Consider the following 25,396-nt stretch of genomic DNA (forward strand, 5'->3'; position numbering starts at 1 on the left):
TTGTGTTGATGGCTACCCGGACGATGATCCTGTCATTCATGTTGCTGTGCTGCGGCGGAATGGCTTATGCGGTAGCACCTCCGGATTCCATTCCTCCGTCCAAACACCAGGAATATCAGATCCACTTACAGCAGCCTGCGAAATCGATCCGTTTGTTGTTGGATGACCGGAGTATGTTGCCGGTTCGTGGGCGAATTTCGGAGGATGGAAAATCGGTCATTCTGCCGGACTATGAAAAAGGTCAGAAGATCCGTCTAAAAGTAGAATACGAAGACGGATCCGTGGAAGAACTCATCAAGAGTCCCTGTTACATCGATCCGGTGGTCAGGAGCCAACCGGTTCCGCGTAGAGATCGAATTCTTCGGCTCGTATGATCCGTACGGTGGTAAAATCACCGATGCGCAGGAAGTGCTCCCGTGCGTCGATCAATACTTCGTTGTCCACTTCCGGAGAGTCGTATTCGGTCCTGCCGATGAAATGATTGCCCTCTTTACGATCGATCAAAACCGGGAGTATACGTCCGACCAGTTCCTGGTTCTTTTGCGCGCTGATCTCCTGTTGAACAGCCATGATCGCTTCCGCCCGTTCGCGTTTTATTTCCTCCGGCACATCATCCGTCAGTCGGAAAGCGTGGGTGTTTTCTTCGTGCGAATAGGTGAATACACCTAAACGGTCGAAACGGGTTTCCCTGACCCATTCCCGCATTGCCTCGAAATCTTTTTCCGTCTCTCCAGGATAACCGGTAATCAGGGTCGTCCGGATCGCGATACCGGGAACGCGTTCCCGCATTTCCTTTACAAGCTCGACCGTCTTCTCCCGCGTGATACCTCGACGCATGCTTTTAAGCATAGGGTCAGCAATATGCTGGAGCGGAATATCGATGTAATTGCACACGTTGGGCAGTTCCCGCATGATATCCAATACTTCCATGGGAAATCCGGACGGGAACGCATAATGAAGCCGTATCCAGCGAATACCATCCACCGCGGCCAGTTGGCGAATAAGATCAGCGAGTTCGCGCTTACCATATAGATCCAACCCGTAATACGTGAGGTCCTGCGCAATCAGGATCAGTTCTCGGGTTCCTTTGGACGCCAGCAACCTGGCCTGTTCAACCAGTTGTTCCTTCGGTACCGAAGCATGTTTCCCGCGCATGAGCGGAATGGCGCAAAAGGAACAAGGCCTGTCACAGCCTTCTGAAATCTTGAGGTATGCGTAATGTGCCGGTGTTGTCAGCAGACGTTCTCCGATGAGTTCATGCTTGTAGTCGGCGCCCAGCGATTTGAGCAGGCGTGGAAGGTCCCGGGTCCCTAAGAATCCGTCGACATTCCCGATCTCTTTCTCCAGTTCCGGCTTGTACCGTTCCGACAGGCATCCGGTCACGATCAGCTTTTCGATCTTTCCGGCCTCTCGTGCCTGTGCATAGGCCAGAATCGTATCGATGCTTTCCTGCTTGGCATTATCGATGAAACCGCAGGTATTGATGATCACGATCGCGGCATCATCTTCGGTGGATTCGTGTACAACGTCGAACTTGTTCGCGCTGAGCTGCCCCATCAACACCTCACTGTCGTAGATGTTCTTGGAACATCCGAGTGTGATGACGTTGACCTTGTTCTTCTTGAGACTTTTGGTACGCATGGCTGCTCACTTAGTCCTGTCCGAACAAGGAATCGACGAACTCGGCTTTATTGAAAACCTGCAGGTCTTCCATTTTCTCCCCGATGCCGATATAGCGGACCGGGATCTTGAACTCATCGCTGATGCCGATCACCACACCGCCCTTTGCCGTACCGTCGAGCTTGGTTAAAGCAAGGCCGGTGACCTGGGTAGCTTTGGTGAATTGACGTGCCTGTTCGATCGCGTTCTGTCCCGTCGAAGCATCCAGCACCAACAGTACTTCATGCGGTGCAGCAGGTATCACTTTTTGCATGACCCGGCTGATCTTGGACAGCTCGTTCATCAGGTTGATCTTGTTGTGCAAACGACCGGCCGTATCCACGATCACGACATCCGCCTTCTGCGCCACTCCGGACTGAACGGAATCATACGCGACGGAAGCCGGGTCCGAGCCCATCCCCTGTTTGACGATCGGGACATCCACCCGCTTGGACCAGATGTCGAGTTGATCGACGGCAGCGGCACGGAAGGTATCTGCTGCGCCCAGCAACACTTTCTTACCCGCTTTCTTGAAATGATAGGCCAGTTTTCCGATGGTCGTGGTTTTCCCCACTCCGTTTACCCCGACTACCATGATGACGTAGGGTTGTCCGCCGGTATCGGGCAGCAAGAATTCGGTGGCATCGGCGGTATTGTTCTCCGCCATGAGTCCGGTGATCTCCTCTTTAAGCAGGCGGTTGAGTTCCTCCGTACCGACGTATTTATCGCGCGCGACGCGCTCCTCAAGCCGTTTGATGATGCGTAGCGTGGTGTTCACACCAACGTCGGAAGAAACGAGGATTTCTTCCAGGTTGTCCAGCACTTCCGCGTCCACCGTCGATTTGCCAACGACGGCTTTGGCGATCCTGGAAAAGAGGCTGGTTTTGGTTTTCTCGAGTCCTTTGTCGAGACTTTCCTTTTTCTCTTTGGAAAAGAAACTGAAGAGACCCATGAGGTGGAAGGGGCTGGGGTATGGAAATTAAAAAAGCTTCCTTCATGCGAAAGAAGCTTTGTCGATGTTGTCTGACAGGGCTTATTTCTCTTTCAGGAAATCCTTGATGTGGTCGTTGTGCACGACTTCTTCCTTGAATTGGTAAGAACCGGTATCCGGGTTCTTCACCATCTTGATGACCTTTGAGAATTCCTTTCCCTTACCGGTCTTCAGGGTTGCCACTACTTTCTTTGCCATGGTACTGGGTTATTCGTAGTTAACGATTACTTGATCTCTTTGTGCACCGTCATCTTCTTCAGGATGGGGTTGAATTTTTTCAACTCCAGACGCTCGGTGGTGTTCTTCTTGTTCTTGGTGGTGATATAGCGCGAAGTGCCGGGCTGACCACTGGTCTTGTGCTCGGTGCACTCGAGGATCACCTGAACGCGATTGCCTTTTTTTGCCATGACGACGATTGATTGAAAATCCCGGGAATTTCCCCGGAAGGGCTGCAAAGATACGAATATTCCCTATCTAATCAAGGCTTTCTATTCATTTTTGAGCGCTGAATTGTTCAAAATGGCAGGCTGTTTCATGGCTTTTTCGATCTCTTCGGGCTTTACGGGCAGTTTTTCGCTCAAATTCTGATGTCCGGTAGTTGTAATCAGGATATCGTCCTCGATGCGGATGCCAATTCCCCACCATTTGCGATCGCATGGACTGTCTGCAGCTATATAAATGCCCGGTTCGACGGTAATGACATTACCCGGTGCCAATGGCCCGTAATTACCTGCATCGTGAACGTCCAGACCCAGGTAATGCGAAGTTCCGTGCATGAAATAGGTCTTGAGCTCATCCGCGGAGTGGATGATTCCCAAATCTTGCAAACCCCGGGAGATCACCCTGCGGGCAGCGGCGTTGGGTGCCTGAAAGGGATTTCCGGGCTGACAAGCAGCTATCCCGGAATCACGCGCTTCGAGTACGAGGTTATAGATGGCCAATTGCTCGGAAGTGTACTTCCCGGTGACCGGAAGGGTTCGGGTAATATCGGCTGTATAGCCGTGGTATTCCGCACCCATATCGAGTAGGATCAGGTCACCGGCTCCGAGCGGGCGTCGGTTGTCGGTGTAGTGCAGAACGGTTGAGTTTTCACCCCCACCGCAGATGCTTGGATATCCCACTGCTTCTGCACCCAAGGCATGAAAAACATATTCGCCCACAGCTTCGACCTGATACTCCGTCATACCTGGTTCCAGTGCTTTCATCATTTCCAAGTGTCCGCTGACACTGATATCCACGGCCCGCTGCAACAAGGCCAACTCATCCGGATGCTTCACCATTCGCATGGTGGTGAGTGCCCGCTTCAACAGGAAATCATCCGGAGACACGGAGGCGCTGTCGACCTTCTTCCGATACGACCGCAACAGACCATCGTACTCCAAGGGATCCTGATTCCCGGCGATGCGGGGATCTTCCAGCCGGAGCTGCAATACCTTCGTTAGCGATTCAAACGGCAGTTGCAAGGTGTCCCAACTCTCGGTCGTCAACACCCAGTCAGCACCGCTGATCCTGCGCGCGGCAGTCTTACCACCACGCCTGCCGTTCCATCGCTCTTTCGCCGGGTCGCGTGGCGGCACCAACAGGATATCCTTTACCTCACCTTTGTTGAATCGTTGGGCTTCCTTAAAGACCACCAGCACTGAATTGGGTTCTGTCCAGCCGCTGAGGTAATAGAAATCAGGACTTTGATGATACGGGTAATCCACATCGTTCGATCGGTTCCTCACAGGAGCCGACAGCAGGACAGCACAGGAGCCCTCCGGGATAAGTTGACGCAAGGCTTCCCGACGAGCCTTGTAAAATTCAGGCGTGAGGAAGTCCTGCTCATTCCGGTAGCGGTCCGAATCCTGTGCCAACAAACTGGCTACCGGCAAACCGATTAGCAGCCATAACACGATACTGACAACGCGCATGATGGACTGGGTATAAAAGCGAAAGTGCTAAACCCGTTCCCGAATTTAGCACTTCCTCACAGGATAGTAAGAATCAGATCTTACCCTTCTTGATAGCTTTTTCGATTGCCGGACCGATGCCCATCTTATCGATGGTACGCAATGCGGAAGTAGAAACTTTTAAGGTGATCCACTCACCCATTTCCGGCACGTAGAAACGCTTCACTTGCAGGTTCGGGTTGAATTTACGCTTCGACTTCTTGTTGGAGAAGGAAACATGGTGGCCGCCCATCGCGCGCTTTCCGGTCAGATCACAAATCCGTGCCATGATAGTTGAATTTTTAAGGAGTGCAAAGATACACTTCTTTGGGATTATTGCAAAATGAAAGGTGGATTTTCAGCGCGTTTTCAACAGGTTTTTTTCACAATCGCCGAGACTTCAATCAACTGCTCGGTATTTACAAACGCTTGATTTACATATATTTATATAAAATTCAATTTTCCGGTTCAGGTTCTGCTAACAGGATCCTTCGAGTCATGGCGAGCGCGTGTTGGGCTGCTTCCCGGATGACCCGTTCACGGAATTGCCCTAATTGAAATATCTTCGACAAAGTCCCAGCCGGACTGCTCACGGCAATCCAGACGGTTCCGACCGGTTTCTCTTCCGTTCCCCCGCTTGGGCCTGCTATTCCGGAAATGGCAATGCCCAACTCCGTTCCCATCAGCTTCCTCACATTTTCCGCCATGACCCGCACAACCGGTTCGCTGACTGCACCTACTTCATCGAAAAGCTTGGGATCGACACCAAGCAGGCTCGTTTTTACCGCGTTATCGTAGGCAATAACAGAGCCCATGTAATAATCCGAACTACCGGGTACCAGGGTCAAGCGATGCGACAGGTACCCGCCTGTACAGCTTTCTGCAGTGGCGACTTTCCATCCTTTGGCTCTGAATAAGGCGCCGACAACTCCTTCCATGGTTTCTTCTTCATAGCCATATATATATCTGTTTGCCAATCTTTTTAGTCCTGCTACCTGAATATCTAATTCAGCATTAATTTCCGCTTCCGACTTTCCCGAAGCGGTCAGTCGGAGTCGTACCCGACCATCTGCCGGGAGGTAAGCCAGACGGATATGTGGAGGCAATGCATCCTCCCAGGGTTCCAGCAGATCAGACAACATGGACTCGCCGATACCCTGGGTAAGGATGGTCCGATGGATGACGGGAGGAAGCATGAACCGTTGGCGCAGTTGCGGGATCACTGCCTGCTCCATCAGGCCTTTCATCTCATGCGGAACTCCTGGCAGGGAGACATAGATCCTGCCGTGTTCCTCGAACCACATCCCGGGGGCGGTTCCCAGCGGATTGAGCAATGCGGTAGCGTTTTCCGGTACTTCCGCCTGCCGGCGGTTCAATTCGGTCACTTCCCTTCCACGGGCCCGAAAGATGCGTTCGACATTCGCAAGAGAAGGGCCATCCAAGCGCATACCGGCCTTGAAGAATTTGGCAAGGGTCTTTTTGGTGATATCGTCTTTGGTCGGACCTAGACCACCGGTGATCAGGATGATGCCCGACCGCTGCCCGGCCTCGTCGAGCGCCTTGAGGATGTGCTCCTCGTTATCGCTTACAGAAGTGATCTGTTTGATCCGGACCCCGATCTCGTTCAGTCGTTGACCGATCCAGGCACTGTTAGTGTCGACGACTTGCCCGATCAGGAGCTCATCGCCGATGGTGATGATTTCGGCTAGCATAGGTGCTGTCAAAGGTAAGAACAGAAAAAAGTCATGGAAGTTTGCAATATCCGGCATCCTTCGGCGTCTGCGGGATTATATGGAACTTGCCCCTACATCCCGATCGGCGATGACGCAGTCCCAGGACGAAAGCATACGAACAGCATTGCGCGAGAATGGTCGAAGGCTGCGGGACTTCATCCGTTCCCGTGTCGCTGAACCTGAAGATGCGGATGACATTTTTCAGGATGTGGTGCTTGAACTCACGTCCGCATACCGGCTGATGCAACCCATCGAAAAAATGGCCGCCTGGCTGTTCCGGGTTGCACGCAACAAGATCACTGACCGCTACCGCAGGAAAAAAAGCGTACGCCTCGAGGACTACTTTCGGTTTCCCGACCCATCCGGGGAAGAGACCCTGTTGGTCGACGAGTTGCTGAGGAGCGATACGGCGGGACCTGACGCGGAATTCGACAGAAACTTATTGCTGCAAGCCATCGAAAGCGCGCTTGACGAATTGCCTGTGGAACAGCGGGAGGTTTTCATCGCGCACGAACTGGAAGGAAAGAGCTTTCAGCAGTTGTCGGATGAATCCGGCCTTTCCATCAACACCCTTCTCGCGCGCAAGCGTTACGCTATTCTGAAACTACGGGAGCGGCTACAGGAATATTACGACGAACTCAACACACCCTAAAAATCACTACAGAAATGAAAGCGAAATGGATAATGAAAATAATGGTCGGCCTTGTGGTATTCGGGGCACTGGCCGGTTGGGTAGTGATGACCCTTTGGAATTGGCTGATACCTGCCCTCTTCACCGGGCCGGTGATCGGATTCTGGCAGGCATTGGGGATCCTCGTACTGAGTAAAATCCTCTTTGGTAGCGCTAAAGGCTGGAAAAGCGGTGGTGGTCATTGTCGCGATGGCAGTTGGAAAGAACGTTGGGAAGGCATGAGCCCGGAGGAACGTGAACGTGTGCGAAGCCTCTGGAAACAACGCTGCCGCAAATCAACACCTCCCCCTGCACCACCAGCCGAAACTGAATCTTGAGGAGAGCAGACTGACTTTGGTACTAAGTTTGTTTCTTCGCCGGATAAACCGGTTTATGCGAAGACTCCTTTCCCTCCTCCTCCTGGCCCTTCCGTTGGCCGGCTGTTCCCAGATCGATCTTAAAAAACTTGAAAAGAGTGTGAACGAGACCGTTCAGGGTAGTAAACCCCTGTCGGAATCGGAAGTCGTAGCCGGATTGAAGGAAGCCCTACAGGTGGGAAGCCGCAATGCCGCGGGTAGTGCCGCCAAAACCGATGGCTACTTCGGCAATAACCTGATCAAGATCCCTTTTCCTCCGGAAGCGAAATCCATGGAAACCAAGCTCCGGTCGCTTGGGATGAACAAACAAGTCGATGACTTCATCCTGACCGTCAACCGGGCCGCTGAGGAGGCTGCCAAAGAGGCCGCACCGGTCTTTCTGGACGCGATCACGGGCATGACCGTTACGGACGGCTTCAACATCCTGCGGGGTGCTGATACGGCCGCTACGGGCTACCTGAGACAAAAAACCTCAGGTGCACTTCACACCAAATTCAAACCGATCATTCAGCGCGCGATTGAAAAGGTCAGTGTTACCCGTTACTGGAATCCGCTCGCGACCACCTACAACAAGATACCGTTCGTAGATCCCGTCAATCCTAACCTCGAAGAATACATCACCCAGCGGGCTCTGAACGGTTTGTTTACGCTGGTCGCACAGGAAGAAACCAAGATCCGGAGAGACCCCGCGGCCCGAGTGACCGCGCTTTTGAAGCGGGTTTTTGGAAACTGATCCGGCACCTATAAACAGAAAGGCCATCACGACGTGATGGCCTTTCCGTTTTAGGATGTTTCGATCAGTAACCGATGGAGATCTTATCCGGATCGCCTTCATCCGGCCGGATACTCATGACCGGAATCTTGGAATGGTTGACGATCTGTTGGGCAAAATTTCCCATGAACAATCCGCCTCCCTCCTGCTCGGTCATGATCACAATCAGGTCAGCGCTACACTGGGTGGCATAATCCATGGTGATCTGAGCGGTGTTGTCGCCCTTGAAAACCTTCGTCGTATAAGGAATTTCATGTTCGGCCAGGTAATCTGCAACCTGATGGACCTTCAGTTCGAAACGACGTTGCATATCGGTGTCGCTCATGGTCATAATGCCCAGAATGTGGACGATGGAATTGTAATGACGCGCGATCTCAACGGCGTGTTTGACCTTTTGCCGGGAAGCCGGGGAATTGTCAATCGGCAGTACTATATTCTTGAAGCCGATCTTACGGGCATGTGTCTGAACGGAAACGACGGGACATGGCGCACCGACCACGACCCGGTAAGTATTGGTGCCTACCAGGAATTCCTGGAATCCGCTTACGCCATGGGTTCCCATTACGATCAGGTCGGCATCCGTTTCTTCCGCTACGGAGATGATCGTCTTGTAGATCTTGCCCATTTCCGTCCGGAACTGTACACCCATGCCACTATCGTGATGTAGCTTATCGGCCAGTTGCTGCAGCTTTTCCGAAGCCGAACTCTCGATTTTGGATTCGAACTCCGATTGCGACTTGCTGAACGCGTGGCTGATGGCGGACGTGAACGAATAGGTTTCGATCACGTGGAGCAGCACGATATCCGCTTTGTGCAATTTTGCCATGAATACAGCATGTTCAAGCGCCAGGTCAGCGGTCTCGGAAAAATCGTACGGAATCAGGATCCGTTTGATTTGGAAGTTTTTTGAATGCATGGCAGTGATCTACAGGTTAATATTCAAAAGGCGTAAGCGTGGTGTCTTTCTTTTCCTTCGGATGAACGCTGAGCACCGGAATATCCGATGAATTGATGATATCCTGTGTCGCGGAACTGATGAACATGTCGGACCAGTCCATCTCACTTTGCGTCATGACCATGATGATGTCGGCCTTGATGCGTTTGGCGTACTTCACTACCTCTTCCGCCACATCGTCGCCGTGGAGGAACTCAACGGTACAGGGGATGTTCTGCTCCAGGATATACTCGTGCACCTGATGCATCTGGCGTTTGAGCTTATTGACGATGAACTCGTCGTCGGTCGTCAGTACCGAAACCAGATCAATGGTCGAACCGAACAGCTTGGAGAATTCGATGGCATTGTGGACTTTCTCTTTGGTCTCCTTTTGCAGATCCAGGGGCAGCACAATATGCTTACAACCCGCCCGGTGCTTCTTCCCTTTGATCGTGATCACCGGACAACTGGCTTCCCGAATAACACGCAGGGCGTTCGACCCGATGAAGCGCTTGAATCCTACACTGCCATTGGTTCCCATGATGATCAGGGAAACCTTGAGTTTCTTGACCGCTTTTTGGATCTCTTCGTAGATCTTCCCGCGGGTCACCATGGTATTCACCTTGATACCCGCGGTTTTCGTGGTTTCCGAAGCGAGCTTATCTAATTCCTTCTGAATCTTCTTCTCCATGGACTTATCTTCCTTCTTCCCCATGAACGGAAGATGGAAGGATTCGTCGATGATATGGATGAGCGTCAAATCAGCGCGGTTGAGCCGCGCCAGGTTGTAGGATTGACCGAGAGCGATGAGGGATTGTTCGGAAAAGTCGATCGGAACCAGAATGTGGTTCTTCGGTTGGGCCATACGAATTTTTATCTTGTGAGCAAAAATAACGGAAACCCTCAGATGAGCAAAATACCCGAATCCGAACTCATTTTGAATTCAGACGGCAGTGTCTATCATCTCAACCTGCATCCGGAGGAAATTGCAGATACAGTCATCAACGTGGGTGATCCTGACCGGGTCGGTATGGTTTCGAAGTTCTTCGATTCGATCGAAGTGCGTAAACAGAAACGGGAATTCGTTACGCATACCGGAACCTATAAAAGCAAGCGAATCACCGTTTTATCTACGGGTATCGGTACAGACAATATCGATATTGTCTACAACGAACTGGACGCCCTGGTCAACATCGATCTACGAAAGCGCGAGATCCAGCCACAACTTAAGTCACTCAACCTCATCCGGATCGGGACCTCAGGCTCCCTCCAAAAAGAGATCCCGGTCGACGGATTCGTTTTTTCCAGGTTTGGTCTGGGACTGGACGGATTGCTCAACTTCTACCGATTGAAAAACGACCAGGAGGAACAGCAAATCGTGGAAGCTTTCAGGCATCATTACCCCAATGAAGGTATCCTTCCCCAATCCTACCTGGCACGCTGCTCCAACAAATTGGAGATGGCGCTTTCAGAAGGGATGTTTAAAGGGATAACTGCTTCATGCTCTGGATTTTACGCCCCTCAAGGTCGTGTGCTGCGTTATGAATTGGCCCGGCCGAATTTTATTGAAACGCTGCACAGCTTCCGCTTGGGCGAACACCGGATCACCAACTTCGAGATGGAAACCGGGGCCATGTACGGACTGGCCAGGATACTGGGCCATCATTGTTGCTCTATCAATGCCATTGTGGCCAACCGGATCACCAATGAACATACCCACAAAGGGGATGAGACGATGAACCGCCTGATAGAAACGGTGCTCGACCGGATCGCTGCCGGACTATGATCAACGAGCTACGATAAACCGTCCTTGACGAAGCTGAGACGACTGCGACAGGCGAATCGAATAGACTCCCTGCGAGAGTTCGTTCACCGGAAGGACCAGGAAGCCAGCAGCAGGCACCATTTCCCCTTGCGAAACAAGTCGCCCCTGGCTATCCGAGATCATCCAATCCACGGGCGCGTTGGAAGCAAGTCGAATGTTTAGGAACTCATCTACCGGACTGGGGAATGCAACCAAAGCCGCATATTGGTCATGCTCTTCAATACCGATGGAAGAGGAAACCAATTGAACATCCAGGGTGAGTAGGGAACCGTTCACCAGATTGACTCCGGTGACATCTTTTGTCTGGTAGCCCGCTCTACTGAACCGCACCGTATAAGCACCTGCATCGACAATGCCCGTCTTATACTTTCCAAGCAAATTGGTATTTCGCACCGGGCGTGTTGTTGAAAGCAATTCCACCGCCACATCGCTCAAGGGTAGTCCGGACACACTATCGGTTACGGTTCCTTCCAGGCGGGCAGCACGAACATAGTTCGGTTCAAAGACATAGAAGATACCGGACGACATATCCGTCGCAATGATCAATCCATTGCTTAGATAAGGATCCGCGTCCCAACACAGGGAAGAACCGGTAGGGAAATTCGCAACTTCAATGAGGTTCTCCGGATCGGATGCATCGGCGATGGTGAGTTGACTTCCGTAGCTCGGATTGATCAGGTAGTCGTTGATTACCCTGACATTATGAACTTCCGCGGAGGACATCTTTTCATTGTAGAACTCATCCAACAGGGAAATGTTGCTCAGGTCGCTGACATCAAAGGCGGCCAGGGGTTCATTCGAACGTTCGTCGGTAGTGAAAAGCGTGCGTCCGTCATCACTCAGCCAACTGTTGTGGTTGAATTGACCGGGAGTCTGCTGAGTCGCGAGCAGGATGGGATTTTGCCGGTTGGTGATATCGTAGACAGAAAACAGACCATCGATAATGTCACTGGTCCAGATCGTATCGCCGCGTACATAACTGTCGTGACAGTACCGGCTGGTCACAGCCCCCACATACGTTGGGTTCCAGGGATCACTGATGTCGGCGATGAATACACCGCGCCCAAGCGAAGAAAGGTTGTGCCCGTTCACGTACACAAAGTTTCCTGCGGTAGTGACCGTATGACCGGTCAACAATTGTCCGGCCCAAGCTCCGTCGCCTTGCCAGAACTTGTTGGGCGCACTATCGGGCAGAAAGCGCAAATCGATGATCTGCAAACCGTTCTTGATGCCAAGTGAATCGACTCCTTCGCTGACGGCGTATGCATAATCTCCCTGCACTTTGACTTCGTGCCAAAGGCTGCTTGCTCCCGGAAGTTGAAACAGTTGCTGCGGGCTGGACGGATCAGTAATGTCTATGATGATGATCCCCTGTGCCGCGCCTACCAATGCATAGATCTTTCCTGAACCATCCTCGTAGTGCCAACAACCGGCCAGGGTTTGTCCGGGAATCTGCAAAGTCGACCGGATACTCAGGTTTCTTTGTGCGAAGCCTGCTGTTGTCAAGGTCAGTAAGAGGATGAAGGAAAGCAAGCTTGCGCGCATGGCAGGTGTTATTGTACGATCAATTTAGCCAGATAGCGGTCGCCATCCGGTGTGCTGACGGAAACCAGATAGAGCCCGGAATCCCACTCATTGCGTTCGATCAGGACGCGGCTTCCGCTGACGCTTCGGCGTTGCACCAGTTTGCCGGTGATATCCGAGACTTCGAGCACCGAACCAGCGGTCAGCGGCTTGGCGAAATCGAGTGTTGCCGATGCAGTCATGGGGTTGGGGAAAGCAGACAGCATGATGTCCACACGATCGGGGAAACTGATGCTTGTGGAAATATCATAGCGGTTCACGGTCAGGTCCTTTTGTGTTCCGGCACCCACGGTATAACCCGTTACCCACAACGAAGTTCCACGCAACGCCACTGCGTTTGGTTCATCATCATCGGCCCCGGTACCGTCGACGGTTGTCACCCAACTTTGCGTACCGGCTGGTGTGTATCGGATAATGACCCAATTCCGGTTAACACGCGCTGCAATGGTGTCGGCTTCACTTGCACCGACAACAAAAACATCACCGGAGGAGTTAACCGCAAGGTCGATCGGCAGATCGTCGCCATTTACCGGGGAATTGTATTCCGGCGGGCTGGTCCACACCTGGTTGAGGTTGCTGTCGAATTTGATCGTGAGAATATTGTAGTTCGCGAGGATCGGGTCCGGATCAACATCAGTCTGGAACGTGGCAATGATGTTATCGGAAGCGTCGTGGGTCAGGTTGATCGCCTGGTCGTTTCCTGTTCCCAAACCATCGTAGCCGAAGAAGCCGGCAAAATTTCCGTTCACATCGAATTTGACGATAGCTGCGTCGTCCGGAGAACTTCCCTGTCCGGTCTGACTGTAACCGGCGACAAAGATCTCATTGGCTGAATTCACCGTGATATCAAGTGCACGATCATCGTTTGCAAAGGGACCGTTGTAGAGAGCGGGGGAAGCCCATACCGGATTTCCAGTCGACGGGTCGTACTTCAGCACGATGAAGTCGTCATTCTGGATATTCTCCGCACGTCCTGTGACCAGGATGTTGCCGGAATTATCGAAGATGATGCGGGAAGGTTCGTCGCGCAGGTTGCCGGTACCGTTGTAGGACCTTAACCAGAGCTGGTTACCGTTGGCATCGTACTTAATGGTCACGATATCGTTGTTGTCAAGGGTATCATTCAGATCGGTATCCGAACGACCCGTAACATACACAAACCCCGCAGGGTCGACCACCATATCCTCTATCCTATCCGCCTGACTTACGGCCCCATTGTACTTCCGGGTCCAGACGGTATCACAGGTTGCAGGATCCCACTTCATCGTGAAGAAATCACTTTTCTGATCGATTGATTTGGTATAACCGGCGGCATAGACATATCCGCTGGCATCGATACCAACGGCACTCAGCTCATCGTCATCGTCATTGGAACCGTTGTACCGATAGCGGCAAAGGGTGTCGCCGTTCAAATCGAACGAGACCAGCAAAATATCCCGTCTGTCATCTTCGTGGAACGTATAACCGGCTGCATAAGACCGGTTGTTGGCATCCACCACAATGGCGCGAGCGCTTTCGGAAAAATCCCCCTTACCATTATAGGATCTCACCCATACTTCATTGCCGGAATAATCATATTTGATCGCGGTAGCATCCTTTTGGGTGACCGTATTCTCGGAACCGCCCGCGATGTAAATGGAAGAGCCTCCAATACAAACCGAGGAAGAAATATCACTTCCTCCGGTACGACTACCTGCATACAACATGGTCCATTGTTTCACGCCGGCCGTATTGTACAAAATAGTTATGTAGGAGTTGTCGGTAACGAGCGCGTTGGGATCCTGGTCGCTCTTTCCGGTCACAATCGCGTTACCAGCCCCATCCACCGCGATGGCGGAAGGGATGTCATCCTGCAGCGCGTTCCCGGCTTCCACCCTCGCCCACTGCGCGACGCCCGAAGCATTGTACTTTACCGTAACAATGTCATAATCGGTAACGGCGGAATTGTCGACATCCGACTGACCCGTCACATACACATTGTTCGAACCATCCACCGCGATCGCGAGACCACGATCGTTCTGGTTGGCGGGGCCATTGTAGAACTTGCTCCACTGCAGGACGCCGTTGGAATTATACTTGATGGTGCGGATGTCGTCATTGTTGCCATTATCATTCCGACCGGTCACCAGTACGTTGCCCGCGTTGTCGAGCACAAGACCAAGCCCCCGGTCGTCACCGTTGCCGGAATTGTAGATGACCGTCCAGGCCGGGATGCCCGTACTTCCAGCGTATTTGATGGTGACAATGTCATCATCCGTACCATTGGAGCTGCGGCCGGTAACGTAAACATCTCCCAGCCCATCGACCGCAAGGCCATAGGCTTCGTCTTTGCCACTCGTAACACCGGGACGGTTGTACTGCGCCTGCCAGGTTAATGATCCATTCGCGGATGCGAACTTGAGTGTAATGTAATCCTGGCTGCCGGTTACCGTATCCGGTTCCGTGTAACCGGTCACGACCACGTCGCCCGAAGGATCGATGGCGATGACCGTTGGCATATCATCGTAGTAAGAACTGCCATTCCAGTTGGTGGCCCAAACCAGATTTCCACTCGCGTCATACTTGAGCAGCAGGATGTTATCCTGTTGCGTATCCCAGTCGGCATATCCGGTCACAAAAATATTCCCAAGTACGTCGACCGCTACCGCAGTCGCTTCGTCATCCCCTTTTGCAAACCCGTCGTAGGTCCGCTTCCAGAGCGTATCCCCGCTTGCATTGAATTTCACGGTTAGAAAGTCACGGTAATTGCCTTCGCGCATTTCGTATCCAACTGCGATCAACGATCCGGAATTATCGTCTGAAATGATCTTGTTGAAGCGGTCTGAATTGTCCCCGGAGCCGGCATAACCGGATGACCACATCAGGCTGCCTTGTGCCAGCAGGCTGTTGCTCAGTACTAAGGAGATCAATACCAGGGCAATGGAACAAATTTGTTTCATGTAGAAGGGTTTTCTTATTCGAATGAACTGCAAAAATAGTGGAATCTGCCGCGCCGGCGATCACGGGAATGTCGGATTTTCAACCGGTTTGGCCGCATTTTAATCCCGGATTCCCGCTCCAGGCAAGGCTTTCCGGGGTTCCAACATGTTTATGTTGAAAACGGTTTTGTTTCCGGTGTATCCTGCAGGGCCTCGCTTCGGTTAAACTGGTCAGGAAAACCGACGTATGGACTATAACGAAATCGCTGCCCTTATCCGACTTCTGGATGATTCTGATTCGGAGATCTTCACCCAGATCGAACAACGTCTGTTGCATTATGGCAAGCCCGTCATCCCCTTTCTTGAAAAAGCCTGGGGTGGCTCGCTGGACGCGTTGATGCAGCAACGGATTGAAAATATCATCCACCGTATCCAGTTCGAAGACCTACAGCGTGAATTGCGTGTATGGGTCGAAACCGGCGCTCAGGACCTCATCAAGGCAACGGTCATGGTTGCACGTTACCAATACCCGGAGCTCAAAGAGGCGGATATTCGCAGTCAACTGGAAAAGATCCGTAAAGATGTCTGGCTGGAAGTGAACGACGGACTCACGGCTCTGGAGCAGATCCGGGTACTGAATCGGGTGTTTTTCGAGATCCACGGGTTCTCCGGCAACACACAGCACTACCACGCTCCTCAAAATTCCTTTATCAACATAGCACTGGAATCCCGTAAAGGAAATCCGCTTATGTTGAGCATCCTGTATCAGGAAGTCGCTCAGGGTGCCGGAATTCCGGTTTACGGTGTCAATCTGCCTGAGCACTTCATCCTCTGTTACAAAGAAGACGCCGATCCCGGATCAGGTTCAGCAGGTCAGGTACTCTTCTATGTCAACCCGTTCAGCAAAGGGGATGTTTTCCATCGCAAAGAGATCGACTTGTTTCTTCAGCAGTTGAAGATCATGCCCGACCGTTCCTTCTATGAACCTTGCACGAACCTGGATATGATCCAGCGGCTGATCCGCAATCTGATGAATTCCTATCATAAACTTGGCTTCATGGACAAAGTCCAGGAGTTGGAACAGTTGATGAAAGCGACCGATCTTAAGTCCTGAGTTGGGCGTAATAAAAAAAGCCGTGATGTACTAGTACATCACGGCTTTTTTCTTGGGTGATATTATCAATCGTTCAGTAAAAAGACACCTTCCACACCAGCCGGCGTCCAGGTGAATCCCTGCTTACCACCGGAAGCTGTTGAGGTATTGTCCATCTTATCAAACGCGGCTTTATCGATCAGATCGATCGACTTAAAACCAGCCGCCTTCAATTGCGTGTTCAACTTTGCAAGGTCGGAATCCCAAACCTGTTTGGCTGCTTTTTGTTGGTCGTTCAACTGGGAACGCAGGTAAGCGAATTTTTCCATCTGTGCTGTGTTGGGTCTGCCCAGGTAGCCGGCCACGCTGCCGTACAATTCACTGGTCTTCTCCCGCAGCCGCTCCTCACCGGTGATCGACTGCCCCTCTTTCGTCGCGATCAGTTCCTTGCGGATCTTCTCCATCTTGTCTGCATAGGACGTCAAGGACTTCTTCAAAGAACCATTCTTGATCGAATCGGCCATTGCCCGCGCATCGTCTCGCGACCGCCATACCTGCTCGGTCAGCAAGGCCAGTTCTTCCGAAAGCTGCATGATCTCCCGAACCGTCTTGCGTTGCAAAGAACGGTCTTCCATGCTGTGGGGCAAGGTCATATCCTCTACTAAGCGCAAGGTGTGCGTGTACGTTTTATCGCCCTTGGTGAGTTTTACCGTATAGCTGCCCGGTTCGCACAAAGGGCCGAAGAAACCTGCCCCATCGAGTCTGACGCCACGTGCCACGCGCGGCGGCTTCTGCCGCATCCCCCAACTGATCTTGTTAATCCCTTTCCGTTTGGTGGCGGGAACAGTTCCGTAGGATTTACCGGAGGCATCGAAGATTTCAATTTTCAAGTCACCGGTGGTTACCCGATCCTTCAGGTAATAGATGATCTGGGCGTCTTCGGAAGAATTCTGCCCGACGTATCCCCCGGCACTTGGGAAAGCCCCGCCATAGCGGCCGTTGGAGACTGCAAAATCGCGGGTGGGCAGGAAGGCCAGATCGCTGGACATTACATCTGAAGTCAACTGACGCAAGGGAGAGATGTCATCGACCACCAGAATGCTTCTGCCGTGCGTGGCCAAAACCAGGTCATTGGTCTTCGGGTGGATCTGGATATCGCGTACTGGCGTCGGAGGCACTTTGGCATTAAACGTGGTCCAGGAGCTGCCACCATCCAGAGATACATGCAATCCCCACTCGGTGCCCAACCAAAGCAAATTCCGATTGATCAGGTCCTCACGGATCTTGTGAGCAAAGCCGGCTTTGAGTTCGCTCAGGTTGAACGTAGTCCAGGTCTTGCCAAGGTCCTTGGATACGGCTGCATACGTATTCATGTCGCCGTACATGTGATTGTCGAAGGTTGCATAGACCGTGTTCTTGTCGAATCGCGAAGGCTCGATGCTGCTGACCCAGGTCTGTGCCGGCATGCCGTTGATGTTACCATTGACTTTTGTCCAGGTCTTGCCACCGTCCGTACTCACCTGGAGATTTCCGTCATCGGTTCCGACCCAGATCTGATTGCCGTCAAGCGGCGATTCAGCGATGGTAAAGATGGTACAGTGGTTCTCGGCAGACGAGTTATCGGTCGTAACGCCGCCGCTTTCCTCCTGCTTTTGTTTGTTCGGGTCATTCGTGGTCAGGTCGGAGGAGATACGCTCCCAGGTTCGGCCGCGATCACGGGAAAGGAAAAGGAACTGAGCGCCCATATAAAGCTTGCTCGGATCGTTCGGACTCAGGTACAGCGGGGTGTTCCAGTTGAAACGGAATTTCGGATCGCCCATCCGCTCCTTGGGTTGGATGTCGGCGTATTCGTTCGTTCGAAGATCCACGCGAAAGGCATGTCCTCCCTGATATTCCGAATAGATGAAATTCGAATCCAGGCGGTCGCGCTGAACCCAAAATCCGTCACCACCACCGACGTTCATCCAATCGCCGTTCTCGATCCCGCCGATACTTTGCGAAGGTCCCATCCACGAACCATTGTCCTGCAGACCACCGAAGACGTTGTAAGGCTGACCATTGTCAATCTCGACATGGTAAAACTGACCAACCGGAATATTGTTGAGGAAAATGAAGTTGTTAGCCCTGTCCAGGCTCATGTAAACACCACCATCCGTTCCGAGGTATATCTGAGAAGGGTTGGCAGGATTGATCCAGATCGCATGATGGTCGCTGTGCACCCATCCGCTGGTGTTGGCAGGGTCGGACCAGGAACGTCCTCCATCGTCGGAAAAACTCATGGAGAAGGCCGGGCGATAAACCCGCTTGGGATTAGCCGGATCGACGGCAATGGTCGAAAAATAGAAGGGTCGGGCTTCCACATTGAAGTTCGAACTTTGCTCCTGCCACGACTCACCGGAATCTGTAGAGAGGTACAAGCTCGTCTTCTTCGCTTCTACGATGGCAAAGAGATTCGAGGACGCGCTGGGAGCCAGTGCCAATGCTACGCGTCCGATCTCACCGGTCGGCAGACCCTTGGTCAGCTTTTTCCAGGTCTTACCGCCATCGGAACTTTTATAGAGCGCACTGCCGGGACCGCCGGAAGCGAATGCGAATGGTTTGCGACGGAATTGCCACATGCTGGCATACAGCACATCCGGATTCGAAGGATCCATGACTACCTCGGCACAACCGGTTTTCACATCCGTGTAGAGGATCTTTTCCCATGTTTTTCCGCCATCCGATGTCTTGTAGAGACCGCGATGCGGACTGTCGCTCCAGAGCGGACCGGGAGCTGCCACATAGACGGTTTTCGGATCGCGGGGATGGATCAGGATCCGGGCAATGTGCTCGGTCGAGTCGAGCCCCATCCGGGTCCAGTTATCGCCTCCATCGGTCGTCAGATAAATTCCGTTTCCGATCGATACGCTGTTACGCATGTTGGACTCTCCGGTGCCGGCCCAGATGGTTTCCGGATGCCCCTGATCGATGGTCAGCGCGCCAATGCTCTGACAATATTTATCGAACACTGATTTGAATGAAGCCCCTCCATTGATCGTCTTCCAGATTCCGCCACCGGCCGTACCCACGTACACGATCCTCGGGTCTTTGACATTGGCATCGATGGACGTGATACGTCCGCCCATCACGGCAGGACCGATCGACCGCGCCTCCATCATGCCGAAGAGACTACTGGTTACTTTCGGGGCGTTTTGCGCACCTGCGCTCAGGTATCCAGTTACCAGAGCAAGCATGGTAATGATTCGTTTCATGGCAGAAATTTTAGGTAAACAGAAAGGGCATCTTCAGCAAACAAGCAGCCTGAAAATGCCCTCCCCTAATGTGGTTGTTGAATTACTTCGTTTCGCCGGCAGCCGGTGCCGTCGCCGAACTCATGGCCGGCATGACAAACAGCTTGGCATCAATGACCGGATTGATCTCAATCTTGTCGAACGTCATCGCCTGACCTCCACCCTGCTGGTCATCGCCGCCACGCATTTCAATGGAGAACGGAAGCGTGATGCCATCGACCGTCTGGAAGTTGGAGTTGATGGTGGACATCTCCACTTCTTTATCATTGAATTTCTGTTTGCTGGTCTCTTTCAAGGCGAGGAAAGAGGTCGCATCGATGTACATGTATTTTACGTCGCCATTCTTCTTGGTGACTTTGAGTTTAAAGGTCTCGGTACCTTCCATGTCTTCCTTGCCGAGCAGTTCCACTACACTCCCTTTGGCCTTGTAATCATAGAGGTCACCGGTATAGTCGGCCTGCTCTTTGGAAGAGCGAATTTCTTCCTCCGACATGCGCTCGGGATCGGTCTTACCCTGGAACGGCATGACCTTCCAACCGGAATCACCATCCAGCGCCTGGATCATCTTCATTCCCTGGATTTCCAGTTCGAACCGCATTTTGGTCCGGTCCATCATGGCGATGGTAAAGGGAGCTTTCATACCGGGCGCCAGGTCAAGGCTTCCGCTCATGCGTACGGTTTTCAATTTGGACCAACGGTCAGCGCCACCGGTGGCGGCTACGTACTTGTCAACGATCTCATCGGCCGTTTGTGCCTTTACTTGAACGAATGCTCCGAGGCAGAGGGCGATGAGAAGAATGATTTTTGTTTTCATGGGTTGAATGGATGATGGTTACAAACTAAGTGAATTGTCCGGCAGCCGGAGGTTAATGAAAGGTTAAGGTACAGAAGTTGCGACCAACCGCAAACCGATCCCAACCATAACAGTCAAATAGCCGGAAGGTTATTGTAAAATATCGGAAAACTGAACTTCATACAGCTTGCGGTATATTCCATCGCGCCGCATCAGTTCCGCATGCGTCCCTTCCTCCATCTTGCGGCCATGATCCAGCACCACGATCTTATCAGCCTTCTGAATAGTCGCCAACCGATGTGCCACCACGATCGACGTTCGATTGCTGGTCAGCACTTCAGTAGCCTGTTGGATCAGGGCCTCCGACTCAGCATCGATGGAACTGGTCGCCTCGTCGAGGATCAGGATCCTGGGATTGAACACATACGCCCGGATGAACGATAATAACTGTCGCTGGCCGACCGATAGCATGGCTCCGCGCTCCATGACGTTGAAGTCGTATCCTCCCGGGAGCCGTTCGATGAAACGATGTGCGCCCACTCTTTTGGCAGCCTCTTCCACCTGCTCCCTGCTGATGGATGGGTCATAGAGGGTAATGTTGTTGTGGATCGTGTCCGAAAACAGGAAAACATCCTGCATGACCATGGCGATGTTACGGCGCAGACTGTCGAGGGAAAAAGATCGGACATCCGACCCATCGATCCGGATCTCGCCGCGCTGGAACTCGTATTGGCGACCGATCAGGTTGATGACCGAGGACTTGCCCGCTCCCGTGGCTCCTACAAGTGCGATCATTTTCCCGGCTTCGATGTTCAGATCGAGGTCACGAAGGATCCAGTCCGGTTCGGCAGGGTCTGCATCCGGCGCCGGATCTTTGTAAGCAAACCAGACGTTCCGGAATTCAATGCTTCCCCGGATATGATCGGCTGAACCGGTTCCCTTGTCAGAAATGAACTCCTGCTGATCCAGCAGTCTGAAGACGCGCTCGGAACTTACGACTCCCATTTGGAGGGTATTGAACTTATCCGCCAATTCCCGGATGGGCCGGAAGATCATGTTGATGTACATGATGAAGGCGATCACATTACCGACCGATGCGGTCTCCTGTATGACCCCGCGAGCCCCCCACCAGACCAACAATCCGATCGATGCGGCGGTCAGGATCTCGACCACCGGAAAAAAAATCGAGTAGTACCAGACCGATCGGATATTGGCCGACCGGTGTTCCCGGTTGATCTGCTTGAAGCGGCGTAGTTCTTCGTCCTCCCGGTTAAAGACTTGAACGATGCTCATGCCCGTCAGATGCTCCTGGACAAAACTATTGAGCGCCGCCACTTGCGTCCGTACGTCCCGGAAAGAGTCTCGTATCCCTTTCTGGAAAAAACGGGTTGCGAACAAGAGGATCGGGATCGTCGACAAACTGATCAGGCTGAGTTTCCAGTCAATCGCAAACATGAAAACAATAATCACCACCAGTTGCAGCAGGTCGCCGATGATGACAATCAGGCCTTCCGAGAAGATATCGGCAATGGTTTCCATATCGCTGATACTGCGGGTTACCAACGTACCGATCGGTGTACGATCGAAAAACTTCAGCCGGAGCCTGAGTATATGCCGAAACAACTCGATGCGCAGGTCCCGTATGACCGCCTGGCCGATCCAATTGGTCAGATAAGTATGGAAATACTGTACGGCCGACTGTGCAAGCAGCAATCCCACGAGGATCAGGCTCATGTACAACAGTCCCTGCCCGTCAAACCGACTGATATAGGTATCGACTGTGTACTGCACCAGCATCGGGCGCAATGGACCCAGCACCGCGAGCAGCAAGGTCAGGCCTACACTTAAGTAGAAACCTTTACGATATGGCTTTGTAAACCGGAAGATCCGCTTCAGGATGTTCACGTCAAACGCCCTGCCGGCTACGGGTTGATCAGCCATCCTTCCTCCCATCCTGAACATACGGATACCTGACCGACACCAGACTCAGACCGTGCGCAGGCATCGACTTTCCGGCATCCTGACGATTGCCTTCCTGCAACAAAGCCTGAAACTCCGGTTCATTCATTCTTCCTTGTCCTACTTCCAGCAGGGTACCTACGACTGCGCGCACCATATTGCGTAAAAAACGATCCGCGCTGATCTCGAAGCAGTACGTTCCGCCGGGTTCCTCTTTCCAAACAGCCCGGTTGACCGTGCAATCGTTGGTCAGTGTTTGCGTATGGGCTTTACTGAAACAACTGAAGTCATGTTTCCCGATCAGTGAGCCGGCAACGCGGTTCATGATGGAATAATCCGGGAAGTAAGGAAGATAAGTGTACCGGAAACGCTTGAACGGATCCTTGCGGTGTATGATTCGATACTGGTAAACACGTTCCACCGCATCGAATCGGGCGTGCGCGTCTGTCGCTACCGGCAACAAGCGAAGCGCCACGATGTCGTCCGGGAGCACCCGGTTGAGTTGATGCACCAGGTCCCGATCCTGTGGAAGTGGCTCCTGCAAATCGAAGTGCAGATAAAACTGTTCCGCATGCACTCCGGTATCCGTTCGTCCACAACCTACAGATGTTACCGTTTCCTGTAAAAGTGTTGAAAGACGATTGTCGACGACCTCCTGGACGGTCAGGGCATTCAATTGGACCTGCCAGCCGTGGTAAGCCGAGCCATCGTACGCGATTTCTAAGAAGTACCGGGACATTGTGGTCGACAAAGGTACGTCGAAGACCGATTAAGTCCGCGGATACTCGATCCTCACATGATAAATGCTCATCAACATCTTTTTGAAAATTTTCCGGATGTCGCTGATGTCTTTGAGGGTAATGGGAGCATTGATGAATTGACCCTGGCTCATCTGATGATCGATAATATTGTCGACCAGGTTGGAGATATTCTCCGCCGTGGCGTTCTTCAAACTGCGGGATGCAGCTTCCACGGAATCGGCCATCATGAGCACGACCGTCTCCCGGGAAAAGGGCAACGGACCCGGGTAATGAAACAATTCCTCGTTGGGTACTTTCTCAGGGAAGTTCTTCAGAAAACTGTGATAGAAATACTGCAGTACGCTTGTTCCATGATGGGTCCGGATAAAATCGATGATCGGCTCAGGAAGTTTCCGTTGTTTGGCGATCTCGATTCCGCGAATGACGTGGTCTTTGATGATACGGGCGCTTTCTTCAAACGAGAGTTCATCGTGCGGATTGAATTCGGAGTTCTGGTTTTCGATGAAATAAAGCGGGCGCTCCATCTTGCCGATATCGTGATACAAAGCGCCTGCGCGGACGAGCAGTGGATTACCCCCGATCTTGAATGTCACCGCCTCGGCCAGGTTGGCTACCTGGAGCGAATGCTGGAAGGTCCCGGGGGCCTTATAGGCCAATTCCCGCAGCCAGGGGGAATTGGAATCCGCCAGTTCCATTAAGGAGACATCGGACAGGAAACCAAAGGTCTTCTCGAAAATGAAAATGAGCGGGAAAGCGAACAGTGTCAGCACCGAATTGGCTGCGAACCACTTGAGATTCATCCAGTCGATGCTTCGGAAGTTCGCTTCGTGCAGGATGGTCACGCCGACGAAGGCGATCGAATAAGCCGCGAAGATCATCAGAACGCTGATGAAAAACTGCACCCGGCGACTCATGCTGACGATCGTGAAGATCGCGACCATGCCGGCAATGGTTTGGATGAACATGAATTCGAAACCACTCGGGGCTTCGAACCCGATGATCAGCAGGCTGACGATATGGGTGAACAGAGCCGTCCGCGTATCATAAAAAGCACGAATGACGATCGGCAGAATGCAGACCGGCACCATGTACATGTCGAAGAGGTTGACCTTCCTGGCCCACAGGAATACATAGGTCGTGAGCAGCAACAGCAACAGCAAAAGGGTGATTTTGGCCAGGTCGTCATACAATTCCTTCCGGAACTGGTACAGGAACAATATCAGCATCGAAATCGCCAGCGAAACGAGTAGGAAGTGTCCGAGGAACATCATCCAGCGGGAAGCGCCGGTGATCTCCTGGTTCTTCATCTCCGCCTTGAGCGATTCCAGTCGCTGGAAACGGTTGTCGTCGACCACCTCCCCTTTCAGGATCACGACTTCATCCTTTTGGACCAGGCCACGGGTGGTGGAGATCTTATCGAGCACCTGTCGGGTCCATTGACGCGTGGCCTGATCGTCAAAGAGCACGTTGTGCGCGAGTGAATTCTCCAACAAAGGCGCCAGTAGCGCCTGATCAGCGGCAGTCAGTGAATTGAGTTGATCATTGATCGCTTCGTACGCGGTCTGGATCGTAAAGAAGTCGGTGACCGGCCGTTCATCCGCCACGTTGCCATTGACCAGGGTGAGCATGCCGTCATCATTTCTTCCTGCCGGCTGGTCGGACAACAAGATAACCCCCTTCCTGAAAACCATCCGCAGCACTTCGGTTCCGATGCTTTCCTGTAAGCCGCGATTACGTTCCAGTTGTTCCTGTTCCCGGGGGGATCGCTTTCCGTTCGCATACTTCGCCGACCAGGTTTCACTCAGGCTTTTCCTGAATAAGTCGATCCTTTCCGCTTCCGTCGCGGTATTGAACCGGTAAAAGGGATGAATGGTGCGCAGGACTTCCGCCCGCTCTTCATTGAGTTCCGCCTCGTTCTTCGTGATGGCATAATCAAAGGGAGCCAGCAGATTATCGTATGGCCAGGGTTTACCCTTCTGATAGGTATAGTTGAATTGCGTTTCCTTGGGAAGCGCGACGACAATCAGCAATACTGTCAGCAGGAACAGGAAATACTTGAAAACCTGTTCATGTCGGTTGGCGATCCGGGAAAAAAAACGACGCATG

22 protein-coding genes are annotated in these 25,396 nt (G+C 52.4%); 6 read left to right on the plus strand and 16 right to left on the minus strand.

What is annotated here, in order from left to right:
• Positions 1-8: 8 nt before the first annotated feature.
• On the plus strand, positions 9-374 hold the full coding sequence (locus tag IPJ96_09210; GenBank protein MBK7910524.1) for a hypothetical protein: 366 nt from the start codon (positions 9-11) through the stop codon (positions 372-374).
• Here the strand turns inward: IPJ96_09210 and rimO are convergent.
• The 7 genes from rimO to IPJ96_09245 all read right to left on the minus strand — a co-directional run bounded on the left by rimO (position 325) and on the right by IPJ96_09245 (position 6,305).
• Positions 325-1,641: a 30S ribosomal protein S12 methylthiotransferase RimO gene (gene rimO, locus IPJ96_09215; protein ID MBK7910525.1), complete on the minus strand. Its 1,317-nt coding sequence runs from the start codon at positions 1,639-1,641 to the stop codon at positions 325-327. The genes IPJ96_09210 and rimO overlap by 50 nt on opposite strands.
• A gap of 10 nt (positions 1,642-1,651) precedes the next feature.
• Positions 1,652-2,611 carry a signal recognition particle-docking protein FtsY gene (gene ftsY / locus IPJ96_09220; protein ID MBK7910526.1) on the minus strand — a complete coding sequence of 320 codons (960 nt, stop codon included), beginning with the start codon at positions 2,609-2,611 and terminating at the stop codon, positions 1,652-1,654.
• 81 nt (positions 2,612-2,692) lie between these two features.
• A complete protein-coding gene (locus IPJ96_09225; protein MBK7910527.1) occupies positions 2,693-2,848 on the minus strand; it encodes a DUF4295 domain-containing protein in 156 nt (51 codons plus the stop codon).
• Between the two features lie 26 nt (positions 2,849-2,874).
• Complete coding sequence (rpmG, locus tag IPJ96_09230; protein ID MBK7910528.1) at positions 2,875-3,057, minus strand: 50S ribosomal protein L33; 183 nt, start codon at positions 3,055-3,057, stop codon at positions 2,875-2,877.
• 81 nt (positions 3,058-3,138) lie between these two features.
• A complete protein-coding gene (locus tag IPJ96_09235; GenBank protein ID MBK7910529.1) occupies positions 3,139-4,563 on the minus strand; it encodes an aminopeptidase P N-terminal domain-containing protein in 1,425 nt (474 codons plus the stop codon).
• A gap of 73 nt (positions 4,564-4,636) precedes the next feature.
• Positions 4,637-4,870, minus strand: a complete 234-nt coding sequence (gene rpmB, locus IPJ96_09240) for a 50S ribosomal protein L28 (protein ID MBK7910530.1) — start codon at positions 4,868-4,870, stop codon at positions 4,637-4,639.
• A 166-nt stretch (positions 4,871-5,036) separates the two neighbouring features.
• Complete coding sequence (locus IPJ96_09245; protein ID MBK7910531.1) at positions 5,037-6,305, minus strand: competence/damage-inducible protein A; 1,269 nt, start codon at positions 6,303-6,305, stop codon at positions 5,037-5,039.
• Positions 6,306-6,372: 67 nt separating this feature from the next.
• Between IPJ96_09245 and IPJ96_09250 the strand changes: the two genes are divergently transcribed.
• The 3 genes from IPJ96_09250 to IPJ96_09260 are packed head-to-tail and all read left to right on the plus strand — an operon-like array spanning position 6,373 to position 8,094.
• A complete protein-coding gene (locus tag IPJ96_09250) occupies positions 6,373-6,966 on the plus strand; it encodes a sigma-70 family RNA polymerase sigma factor (protein MBK7910532.1) in 594 nt (197 codons plus the stop codon).
• A gap of 14 nt (positions 6,967-6,980) precedes the next feature.
• A complete protein-coding gene (locus IPJ96_09255) occupies positions 6,981-7,322 on the plus strand; it encodes a hypothetical protein (protein MBK7910533.1) in 342 nt (113 codons plus the stop codon).
• 55 nt (positions 7,323-7,377) lie between these two features.
• Complete coding sequence (locus IPJ96_09260) at positions 7,378-8,094, plus strand: DUF4197 domain-containing protein (protein MBK7910534.1); 717 nt, start codon at positions 7,378-7,380, stop codon at positions 8,092-8,094.
• A gap of 64 nt (positions 8,095-8,158) precedes the next feature.
• Here IPJ96_09260 and IPJ96_09265 read toward each other — a convergent pair whose 3' ends face one another.
• Together IPJ96_09265 and IPJ96_09270 are read right to left on the minus strand one after the other, a co-directional pair.
• The gene (locus IPJ96_09265) at positions 8,159-9,049 is read right to left on the minus strand and encodes a universal stress protein (GenBank protein ID MBK7910535.1); all 891 of its coding nucleotides are present in this window, start codon (positions 9,047-9,049) and stop codon (positions 8,159-8,161) included.
• Between the two features lie 16 nt (positions 9,050-9,065).
• Positions 9,066-9,932 (minus strand): universal stress protein, encoded by an 867-nt coding sequence (locus IPJ96_09270; GenBank protein MBK7910536.1) that lies wholly within the window; start codon positions 9,930-9,932, stop codon positions 9,066-9,068.
• Between the two features lie 42 nt (positions 9,933-9,974).
• Here IPJ96_09270 and IPJ96_09275 point away from each other — a divergent pair, with 42 nt between their 5' ends.
• Entirely contained in the window at positions 9,975-10,853 is an 879-nt protein-coding gene (locus IPJ96_09275; protein ID MBK7910537.1) for a nucleoside phosphorylase, read from the plus strand.
• Here the strand turns inward: IPJ96_09275 and IPJ96_09280 are convergent, their stop codons facing one another.
• The gene (locus IPJ96_09280; protein MBK7910538.1) at positions 10,854-12,437 is read right to left on the minus strand and encodes a choice-of-anchor B family protein; all 1,584 of its coding nucleotides are present in this window, start codon (positions 12,435-12,437) and stop codon (positions 10,854-10,856) included.
• Between the two features lie 8 nt (positions 12,438-12,445).
• The gene (locus IPJ96_09285; GenBank protein ID MBK7910539.1) at positions 12,446-15,415 is read right to left on the minus strand and encodes an SBBP repeat-containing protein; all 2,970 of its coding nucleotides are present in this window, start codon (positions 15,413-15,415) and stop codon (positions 12,446-12,448) included.
• Positions 15,416-15,641: 226 nt separating this feature from the next.
• On the opposite strand from IPJ96_09285, the gene IPJ96_09290 reads away from it, so the two are divergent.
• A complete protein-coding gene (locus IPJ96_09290; GenBank protein ID MBK7910540.1) occupies positions 15,642-16,508 on the plus strand; it encodes a transglutaminase family protein in 867 nt (288 codons plus the stop codon).
• A gap of 65 nt (positions 16,509-16,573) precedes the next feature.
• Here the strand turns inward: IPJ96_09290 and IPJ96_09295 are convergent, their stop codons facing one another.
• From IPJ96_09295 to IPJ96_09315, 5 genes are all read right to left on the minus strand, one after another.
• Positions 16,574-19,738 carry a glycosyl hydrolase gene (locus IPJ96_09295; GenBank protein MBK7910541.1) on the minus strand — a complete coding sequence of 1,055 codons (3,165 nt, stop codon included), beginning with the start codon at positions 19,736-19,738 and terminating at the stop codon, positions 16,574-16,576.
• An 82-nt stretch (positions 19,739-19,820) separates the two neighbouring features.
• Positions 19,821-20,591, minus strand: a complete 771-nt coding sequence (locus IPJ96_09300) for an outer membrane lipoprotein-sorting protein (GenBank protein MBK7910542.1) — start codon at positions 20,589-20,591, stop codon at positions 19,821-19,823.
• A gap of 129 nt (positions 20,592-20,720) precedes the next feature.
• A complete protein-coding gene (locus IPJ96_09305; protein MBK7910543.1) occupies positions 20,721-22,511 on the minus strand; it encodes an ABC transporter ATP-binding protein in 1,791 nt (596 codons plus the stop codon).
• A complete protein-coding gene (gene truA / locus IPJ96_09310; protein ID MBK7910544.1) occupies positions 22,504-23,268 on the minus strand; it encodes a tRNA pseudouridine(38-40) synthase TruA in 765 nt (254 codons plus the stop codon). The genes IPJ96_09305 and truA overlap by 8 nt, the downstream gene beginning before the upstream one ends.
• A gap of 30 nt (positions 23,269-23,298) precedes the next feature.
• Positions 23,299-25,395 carry an HDIG domain-containing protein gene (locus tag IPJ96_09315; GenBank protein ID MBK7910545.1) on the minus strand — a complete coding sequence of 699 codons (2,097 nt, stop codon included), beginning with the start codon at positions 25,393-25,395 and terminating at the stop codon, positions 23,299-23,301.
• Position 25,396: the final 1 nt, after the last annotated feature.

This window comes from Bacteroidota bacterium (assembly GCA_016713765.1).
Taxonomy (GTDB): Bacteria; Bacteroidota; Bacteroidia; order AKYH767-A; family 2013-40CM-41-45; genus Pollutiaquabacter; species Pollutiaquabacter aromativorans.